Origin of the sequence: Planobispora longispora (assembly GCF_016863135.1) — a bacterium.
GTDB lineage: Bacteria > Actinomycetota > Actinomycetes > Streptosporangiales > Streptosporangiaceae > Planobispora > Planobispora longispora.
This window is the reverse complement of sequence record NZ_BOOH01000063.1, coordinates 79631-88493: the sequence shown is the minus strand read 5'-3', so window position 1 is coordinate 88493 and position 8863 is coordinate 79631. Positions and strand designations below refer to the sequence as shown.

Genomic DNA, 8863 nt, shown 5'->3' with positions numbered 1-8863 from the left:
CCCGATGCACGCCGAGCACCGCGAGTTCCGGGCGGAGTGGCTGGAGGAGTCCGTCGCCGCCCGGTTCTGGGCCGTCGTCGCCGAGCATCCCGACCGGGTCGCGGTGCTCGGCGAGGAGGGCCCGCTCACCTACGCCGAGCTGGCACGGGAGGTCCAGGCCGTGGCGGCGGCGGTGCACGGCGCCTCCCGGGTCGGGCTCCTGGTCGGGCACGGTCCCAGGATGGTCGCCGCCATCCTGGGCGTGCTCACGGCCGGGGCCGCCTACGTGCCGCTCGATCCGGCCTATCCGCGCGCCCGCCTGGAGGGCATGGCCGAGCTGGCCCGGCCGGAGCTGATCGTGACCGTGCCCGAGCACAAGGACCTGCTCGCCGGCGACCTCGTCGACCTCACCTCGGTGCCGCCGGCGGCGGATTTCCGGCCCGTCGCCGTGGATCCGGGCTCTCCGGCGTACATCCTGTTCACCTCGGGCTCCACGGGACGCCCCAAGGGGGTCGTGCAGACTCATCGGGGGGCGTTGTTCCAGATCCGGGCGCACACCAACAACCTGCGCATCCGTCCTGCGGATCGGATCAGCGTCGTCTCCTCCTTCAGCTACGACATGGCGGTGACGGACGGCTTCTCCGCGCTGCTCAACGGGGCCGCCGTGGTGCCGGTCGACCTCCGGCTGCACGGCCTGGGGCGGCTGAGGGAGGCGCTCGTCGCCGGACAAGTCACGATTTATCACTCGACGCCGACGGTCTATCGGTATCTGCTGGACTCCCTCTCCGAGGGAGAGGTGCTGTCGAGCGTCCGGGTCGTCGTCCTCGGCGGCGAGGAGGTCGTCCGCCACGACCTCGACCGTTTCCGGCGGCACTTCCCCGCCTCCGGCGTCTTCGTCAACGGCTACGGGGCCACCGAGATCTCCTTCGTCGCCCAGAACCACCTGACCGCGGCCGAGATGGGCGACGAGCCGGTCGTGCCCATCGGGCGGCCCCTGGACGGCGTGGAGATCGAGCTGCGGCCGGACCCCGCGGAGGGCGAGATCGTCATCCGCAGCCCGTACCTGGCCGGCTATCTGGGCGCCGCCGAGCGGGACCGGGCCAGGTTCGGCGTCGATCCGGACGGCATGCGTTTCTACCGGACCGGCGACCTGGGACGGTGGCTTCCCGATGGCCGGCTGGCCTACCTGGGCCGCCTCGACCGGCAGGTGAAGATCCGCGGCCACCGCGTCGAGCTCGGCGAGATCGAGGCCGTGCTGGCCGCTCTGGCGCCGCGGGCCGCCGTCGTCACCCGCGAGGTCCGGGGCGAGCCGCAGATCGTGGCCTACGTCCTGGGAGACGGCACCTCGGGCCTGCGCGAGCGGCTGGCCGAGGTGCTGCCCGACTTCATGGTCCCGGCCGAGATCGTCGCGGTCGGCACGCTGCCGCTGACCCCCACCGGAAAGATCGACACGGCCGCCCTGCCGGACCCGCACCCCGGGCCCGCCCCGGCGCGGACGGTGAACCCGCCCGCGGAGGCCGGGCCCGCCGCCGAGATCGCCGCCGAGATCGCCACCGAGATCGCCGCCGCCTGGAGCGCCGTACTCGACGTGCGGGAGGTGGACCGGGAACGGTCCTTCTTCGACCAGGGCGGGCACTCGTTGCTCATGGCGAAGGTCCAGCAGCGGCTCGAAGGCGTCCTGGACCGGCGCATCCCGCTGACCACCCTCTACGCCCACCCCACCGTCGCCGCCCTCGCGCGCCACCTCGCGGCGGGGGAGGCGGAGACGGCGAGCGGTCCCGCAACGGGAGGCGACGCCCCCGCGGCTCGTGCGGCTCTACGACGGCGGCGCCGGCGATCCTGACGCCACTCGACCGGATCGCGGCCTGCACGCCGCGAACCGGCGCGGTGAGATCGAGGAGAGATGACGAATAGTGATCAATCCCCCGAATCTTTCGTCTAGCATCACCGTCAGAGTGATCAGACAGGGTCGGAAGAGAGCGTCATGGACGACGAGCAGGCGCCGGTGGGGATCGATCCGACGATCCCCAGCGTGGCCCGGATGTACGACTACTACCTGGGCGGCAAGGACAACTTCGCCGCCGACCGCCGGGCCGCGGAGGATTTCATGGCCGCGGTCCCCAACGTCCGGGCGGTGGCCCGGGCCAACCGCGACTTCCTCCGCAAGGCGGTCACCGAGATCGCCGGCCGGGGGGTGCGCCAGTTCCTGGACATCGGCTCGGGCCTGCCCACCCAGGAGAACGTCCACCAGGTCGCCCACCGGGTCGTCCCGGACGCCCAGATCGTCTACGTCGACAACGATCCCATCGTCATGTCGCACGGCCGGGCCCTGCTGGAGGACAACCCCCACACCGTCGTCGTCCAGGCCGACATGCGCGAGCCGAAAGCGCTGCTCGACCATCCCGAGATCCTCGCGCGCATCGACTTCGACCGGCCGGTGGCCGTGCTCCTGGTGGCCATGCTGCACTTCGTCCCCGACGACGACGCCGCCGCCGCCATCGTCGCGGCGATCCGCGAGAAGCTGGCCCCCGGCAGCCACCTGGTGATCTCCCACGGCCACCTCGGCACCACCTCGACCGAGCAGCAGACCAGGGCGAAGAACACCTACCGCCCCACCAGCGCCGGACCGCTCACCCCGCGGGGGCCCGCCCACCTGGCCGCCTACACCGACGGACTGGAGGTGCTCGAGCCCGGCATCGTCCCGGTCCAGGCCTGGCGCCCGGAGTTCGAGGGGGACGCCGAGGTCGACCTGAGCAAGCCGGGCATCCTCGGCGTGGTGGCCAGGGTGCCGTAGCCGTCCGACGACCGTCCCGGCGTGCCCCGCAGATCGCAGTGATTGGCTAGCTGTACTATCCAATAATGCGGATATCCCAGCTCAGCGCCGCCTCGGGCGTTCCCATCCCGACGATCAAGTACTACCTGCGTGAGGGGCTGCTCCCCGCCGGGGAGCAGACCTCCGCCACCCGGGCGGAGTACGGCGAGCGCCACGTGCGGCGGCTCCGCCTGATCCGGGCGCTGCTGGAGGTGGGCCGCCTGCCCATCGCGGCCATCCGCAAGGTCCTCGCGGCCGTGGACGACGAGACCCTGAGCATGCACCTCGTCCTCGGCACCGCCCACTACGCCCTCGCCCCGGAGATCGAGTCCCACCCCGACGACGAAGCGTGGCACGAGGCCCGCTCCGAGACCGACCGCCTCATCGCCGAGCTGGGCTGGCGGATCGCCCCCCGCGCCCCCACCCGTGACGAGCTCGCCCAGGTCATCCTCACCCTCTCCCGGCTCGGCCTGCCCGCCACCGGCGAAGCCCTGCGCCCCTACGCCGAGGCGGCCATGGAGCTGGTGATGGAGCACGAGATCGGCACCATCCCGTTCGACCGCACCCGCGAGGAGGCGGTGGAGGCCCTGGTCGTCGGCACCGTCGTGCACGGCCGCGCCCTCGACGTCCTGCGCCGCCTGGCCCAGGAGTCCACCTCCGCCCAGCTCTTCGGGGCCTCGGCGGCCTCCCCGGAGGAGTAGGGGGACGACGCGGCGCCCCGGCGGTCACTCGCTGAAGGCGACCGGGCGTTTGAGGAGCCACAGGGCCGCGCGCTGGAGGATCGTGCGGTGGATGGGGCTGTCGTAGGAGCGGGTGTCGTGGCCCAGGGCGTCGTAGAAGACCCGGCCGCGCCGTATCGGGCGGGCCCAGATCAGGGGCTGGCCCAGGGAGGAGGCCAGCGGCTGCACGCCGGGCAGGACCGACAGGTCGCTGTAGACCTCGTCCACCAGGTCGAAGTCCCGCAGGCCGTCGACCACCGGGTGGCCGTCGTGGATCCGCACGCTCGCCCAGCCCAGCGGCGGGTGGTGGGACTTGGCCCAGTCCCAGCAGCCGCCCAGCACGCGGGGCCAGCCCTGCCAGTCGTCGAAGCAGATCGCGGCCGTGTGCATGCAGAGCAGGCCGCCGCCCCGTTCGAGGTGGTCCAGGAGCGCCGTACGGGCCGCGGCGGGCAGTTCGAAGCGCCAGCGGGGCCGGTGCTCGGCGAAGCGGTCCTGGCGCATCCGCCAGCGCAGGGCGTTGATGGTGATCAGCTGGTACTCGGGGGCGTCGGCCAGGCCGCCGACGATGTCCTCGGTGACGTCGGACTCCACGCCGACCTCGGCGAGGGTCCCGGCCAGAGCCGCGGAGGTAGCGGCGAAATCGTGGAACATCCCTCCGGAGAGGATCAGGTTTCGGGCCACGGCTCCACCTCACCACGGAAGCGGTCCGCGTGCCAGCGGATGACCGCAGCTCACAACGGTGCACTCAAGGGTGTGAAACCTCGCCGTAACCCCCCTGCCTGGCAAAACGGACCTATGTAACATCCCGTTCACATATGGGCAATGGCTGCGAAATCGCGACTTGGGACTCTCTAGTGGCAGCACACCACTCCCTCACCAAGGACACCGGCGATGACCTTCAAGGCTGAATACATCTGGATTGACGGCACCGAGCCGACCGCCAAGCTCCGCTCGAAGACCCGGGTCCTCGCGGACGGCGACGAGCTCCCGATCTGGGGCTTCGACGGTTCCAGCACCAACCAGGCTGACGGCCACTCCTCCGACCGTGTGCTCAAGCCGGTGTTCACCTGCCCGGACCCGATCCGCGGCGGCGACAACGTCCTGGTCCTGTGCGAGGTCCTGGACATCGACATGACCCCGCACTCCTCCAACACCCGCGCGCTGCTGACCGAGGTGGCCGAGAAGTACGCCGACCAGGAGTCCTGGTTCGGCATCGAGCAGGAGTACACCTTCTTCAAGGAGGGCCGCCCGCTCGGCTTCCCGATCGGCGGCTTCCCCGCCCCGCAGGGCGGCTACTACTGCGGCGTCGGCGCCGACGAGGTCTTCGGCCGCGAGGTCGTCGAGAAGCACCTCGACCTGTGCCTGGAGGCCGGCCTGAAGATCTCCGGCATCAACGCCGAGGTCATGCCCGGCCAGTGGGAGTTCCAGGTCGGCCCGGCCGGCCCGGTCGAGGTCTCCGACCACATGTGGGTCGCGCGCTGGCTGCTCTACCGCGTCGCCGAGGACTTCGGCATCGCCGCCACCCTGGACCCCAAGCCGGCCAAGGGTGACTGGAACGGCGCGGGCGCCCACACCAACTTCTCCACCAAGGCGATGCGCGAGAACTACGACGCGATCATCACCGCCTGCGAGGCGCTGGGCGAGGGCGACAAGCCCCTGGAGCACGTCAAGCAGTACGGCCACGGCATCGAGGACCGCCTCACCGGCCACCACGAGACCGCCCCGTGGAACAAGTTCAGCTACGGCGTCTCCAACCGCGGCGCCTCGGTCCGCATCCCGTGGCAGGTCGAGGTCGACAGGAAGGGCTACATCGAGGACCGTCGCCCGAACGCCAACGTCGACCCCTACGTGGTGACCCGCCTGCTGGTCGACACCTGCTGCTCCGCGCTGGAGAAGGCCGGCCTGGTCTGATCCACGCGCCGCCCCGATCCGCTCCGCGCGCCGCGCGGAGAAACCCGGCCCCGCGACACGCGGCGGCCGGCCCGGGCCGCACGCCGAGGCCGCGGACACTCTGCCGGGGGTGTCCGCGGCCTTTCGCGTTCCTCCGGCGCAGGCCCCCGCCCTCGGGGGGCGGCCGTTTGCCATGTCCGGTTATGACATGCTTCGAGGGAATTGCCGATAACGCGGGGGAAGGCAGGCATGGACAAGCCGGTCATCATGACGGTCGATGACGATCCGGGCGTCTCACGCTCCGTGGCGCGGGATCTGCGGCGCCGGTACGGACACTCCTACCGGATCGTCAGGGCCGACACGGCCGCGCAGGGCATCGAGGCCGTCCGCGAGATGCGCCTGCGCGGCGACGACGTCGCGGCGATCCTGGCCGACTACCGGATGCCGCAGATGAACGGCGTGGAGTTCCTGGAACAGGCCATGGACCTGTATCCGTACGCCCGCCGGGTGCTGCTGACCGCCTACGCCGACACCGACGCGGCGATCCAGGCCATCAACGTCGTGGACCTCGATCACTACCTGCTCAAGCCGTGGGATCCGCCGGAGGAGAAGTTCTATCCGGTGCTCGACGCCCAGCTCGACGCCTGGCAGCGGACCGACCGCCGCACGACCGGCGAGCTGCGGGTGGTGGGAGCGCGCTGGTCTGCCCGGTCCTACGAGGTCCGCGACTTCCTGGCCCGCAACCACGTCCCCTACCGCTGGCTGCTGGAGGACGACCCGGAGGGCGAGCAGCTGCTGGCCGCCGCCGGGACCGACGCCCTCGGCACCGACGCCGTCGGCACGGACACCCCCGGGCCGGACGCCCTCGGCACCGACGCCGCCCCGGCCGCGCTGCCGCTGGTGGTCACCGCGGAGGGCGCCGTGCTGACCGCGCCCGCCACCGCCGAGCTGGCCGCCGCCGTGGGGTTGTCCACCGCCCCGGCCACCGACTTCTACGACCTGATCGTCATCGGCGGCGGCCCCGGCGGGCTGGGCGCGGCGGTCTACGGCGCCTCCGAGGGGCTGCGCACCGTGCTGGTGGAGCAGCACGCCTCCGGCGGGCAGGCCGGGCAGAGCTCCCGCATCGAGAACTACCTGGGCTTCCCGGACGGCGTCTCCGGCTCCCAGCTCGCCGACCGGGCCCGCCGCCAGGCGCTGAAGTTCGGCGCGGAGCTGCTCACCGCCCGGACCGTGACCAGCCTGGAGGTCAGGGGCCGGGCCCGGGTGGTCGGCTTCGCCGACGGCGGCAGCATCGCCGCGCACACCGTGATCCTGGCGACCGGTGTCTCCTACCGGCGACTGGCCGCTCCCGGCCTGGAGGACTTCATCGGCGCGGGCGTCTACTACGGCGCGGCGCTGACCGAGGCCCCCGACTGCCGCGACAGCGAGGTCTACGTCGTCGGCGCGGCCAACTCGGCCGGGCAGGGCGCGGTCCATCTGGCGGGGTACGCCAGCAGGGTGCACATGATCGTCAGGAGCGACGGGCTGGAGAAGTCCATGTCGCACTACCTGATCGAGCAGATCGCGCGGATCCCGAACATCGTGGTGCACACCGGGACCCAGGTGGTCGGCGCGGCGGGCGGCGACCACCTGGAGCGGCTCACGCTGAAGGGCCCGGAGGGCGAGCGCACGGTCGAGACCGAGCGGCTGTTCGCGTTCATCGGGGCCGAGCCGTTCACGGACTGGCTCGGCGACACCGTCGAGCGGGACGCCAGGGGCTTCATCCTGACCGGGCCCGACCTGACCGTCGCCGAGAACCGGCCCCGCAACTGGCCGCTCCGGCGTGAGCCGTACCACCTGGAGACCAACGTGCCCGGCGTGTTCGCCGCCGGCGACGTCCGCGCCGACTCGATCAAGCGGGTCGCCTCGGCGGTCGGCGAGGGCGCGATGGCCGTGGCCCTGGTCCACCGCTACCTGGAGAAGGCATGATCGACAAGGGCGTGCTCCGCGGGCTGTTCCTCTTCGAGGGACTGGAGGAGGACAGGCTCGACCGGCTGGCCGCGCTCGGCGAGATCCGCCAGGCGGAGGCGGGCGAGCTGGTCGTACGGCAGGGCGACCCGGCCGACTGCTTCCTCGTGCTCGTCGAGGGCGAGGTCGTGATGTCCACCCTCACCCCGTCCGGCGCCGTCTCGCTGGCCCCCACCTCCCAGCCCGGGGTCTACGCCGGGGCGGTGGCCGCCTACCTCCGCGACCGCGCGCCCGAGACCTACCTCCACTCGCTCCGCGCGACCAGGCCCTCCCGGCTCTTCGCACTGCCCGCCGCGGAGTTCGGCCGGGTGATGAACGAGTGGTTCCCGATGGCGGTGCACCTGCTGGACGGCGTGCGCATGGGCGGCCTGGCCCAGCGGGACCTCATCGACCGCAGGCAGCGGCTGACCGCCCTGGGCACGATCACCGCCGGGCTCACCCACGAGCTCAACAACCCCGCCGCCGCGGCCGCGCGGGCCGTGGGCGAGCTGCGGGAGAAGGTCCGATCCTCCCGGCGGCGGCTGGCCGGGCTGGCGGAGGCGGGCATCTCCCCCGACCGGCTGCGCGCGCTGGTGGACCTGGAGGAGAAGTGCGCGGCCGGCATGGCGAACGTGCCCGCCCGGTCCCCGCTGGAGATATCCGACGCCGAGGACGCCCTGGGCGACGCGCTGGAGGACGCCGGGGTCGACGACGCCTGGGAGGTCGCCGCTCCCCTCGTCGCCGCCGGGTTCGGCGCGGAGAAGGTGGAGAAGGTCCGCGGCGAGGTCGGCGACGACCACCTGCCGGGGGCGGTGCACTGGCTGGCCGAGGCGATCGAGATCTCCCAGATGCTGGACGAGGTCGTCGACGCGACCGAGCGGATCACCTCGCTGCTGGCCTCCGCCAAGCAGTACTCGCAGATGGACCGCGCGCCGTACCAGACGGTGGACGTGCGCGAGCTGCTGGACAGCACGCTGGCCATGTTCCGCGGGAAGATCCCGCCGGGGATCAGCGTGGCCACCGACTACGACGCGGCGCTGCCGCCGGTGCCGGCCTACGCCGGGGAGCTCAACCAGGTGTGGACCAACCTGATCCACAACGCGCTGGACGCGATGGCCGGGACGGGCACGCTGACCGTCCGCACCCGCCTCGAACACGACACCACCGCGCTGGTCGAGATCTGCGACACCGGCCCCGGCGTCCCCGAGCACCTGCGCGAGCGGATCTTCGAACCGTTCTTCACCACCAAGGCGGTCGGCGAGGGCACCGGTCTGGGCCTGGACATCTCCTTCCGCATCGTGGCCGGGCGGCACGGCGGCGACCTTCGCGTGGAGTCCGGCCCCGGCGACACCCGCTTCCAGGTCCGCCTCCCCCTCACCGAGCAGCCGGCCTGATCCCGTCCGCGGGCCCGGCGGAGGTTCCCGGAAGCCCATGGAGATCGAGGGCTTCGCTTTTGGTTTTCAGGGTTTTTCGGGAT

Annotated in this window: 7 protein-coding genes; 6 read left to right on the top strand and 1 reads right to left on the bottom strand. The window is 72.1% G+C overall.

The features are described 5' to 3' along the window. The first annotated feature begins 4 nt into the window (after positions 1–4). The 3 genes from Plo01_RS35560 to Plo01_RS35550 all read left to right on the top strand — a co-directional run bounded on the left by Plo01_RS35560 (position 5) and on the right by Plo01_RS35550 (position 3492). On the top strand, positions 5–1822 hold the full coding sequence (locus tag Plo01_RS35560) for an AMP-binding protein (RefSeq protein ID WP_203895168.1): 1818 nt from the start codon (positions 5–7) through the stop codon (positions 1820–1822). Positions 1823–1963: 141 nt separating this feature from the next. Further along, entirely contained in the window at positions 1964–2773 is an 810-nt protein-coding gene (locus tag Plo01_RS35555) for an SAM-dependent methyltransferase (protein WP_203895167.1), read from the top strand. Positions 2774–2838: 65 nt separating this feature from the next. After that, positions 2839–3492 (top strand): MerR family transcriptional regulator, encoded by a 654-nt coding sequence (locus Plo01_RS35550; RefSeq protein ID WP_203895166.1) that lies wholly within the window; start codon positions 2839–2841, stop codon positions 3490–3492. Between the two features lie 24 nt (positions 3493–3516). Here the strand turns inward: Plo01_RS35550 and Plo01_RS35545 are convergent, their stop codons facing one another. Next, positions 3517–4191, bottom strand: a complete 675-nt coding sequence (locus Plo01_RS35545) for a ThuA domain-containing protein (RefSeq protein WP_203895165.1) — start codon at positions 4189–4191, stop codon at positions 3517–3519. Between the two features lie 210 nt (positions 4192–4401). On the opposite strand from Plo01_RS35545, the gene glnII reads away from it, so the two are divergent. From glnII to Plo01_RS35530, 3 genes are all read left to right on the top strand, one after another. Further along, complete coding sequence (gene glnII, locus Plo01_RS35540) at positions 4402–5421, top strand: glutamine synthetase (protein WP_203895164.1); 1020 nt, start codon at positions 4402–4404, stop codon at positions 5419–5421. 228 nt (positions 5422–5649) lie between these two features. Beyond that, on the top strand, positions 5650–7368 hold the full coding sequence (locus tag Plo01_RS35535; protein WP_203895163.1) for an NAD(P)/FAD-dependent oxidoreductase: 1719 nt from the start codon (positions 5650–5652) through the stop codon (positions 7366–7368). Then, positions 7365–8780 carry an ATP-binding protein gene (locus Plo01_RS35530; protein WP_203895162.1) on the top strand — a complete coding sequence of 472 codons (1416 nt, stop codon included), beginning with the start codon at positions 7365–7367 and terminating at the stop codon, positions 8778–8780. The genes Plo01_RS35535 and Plo01_RS35530 overlap by 4 nt, the downstream gene beginning before the upstream one ends. Positions 8781–8863 lie beyond the last annotated feature (83 nt).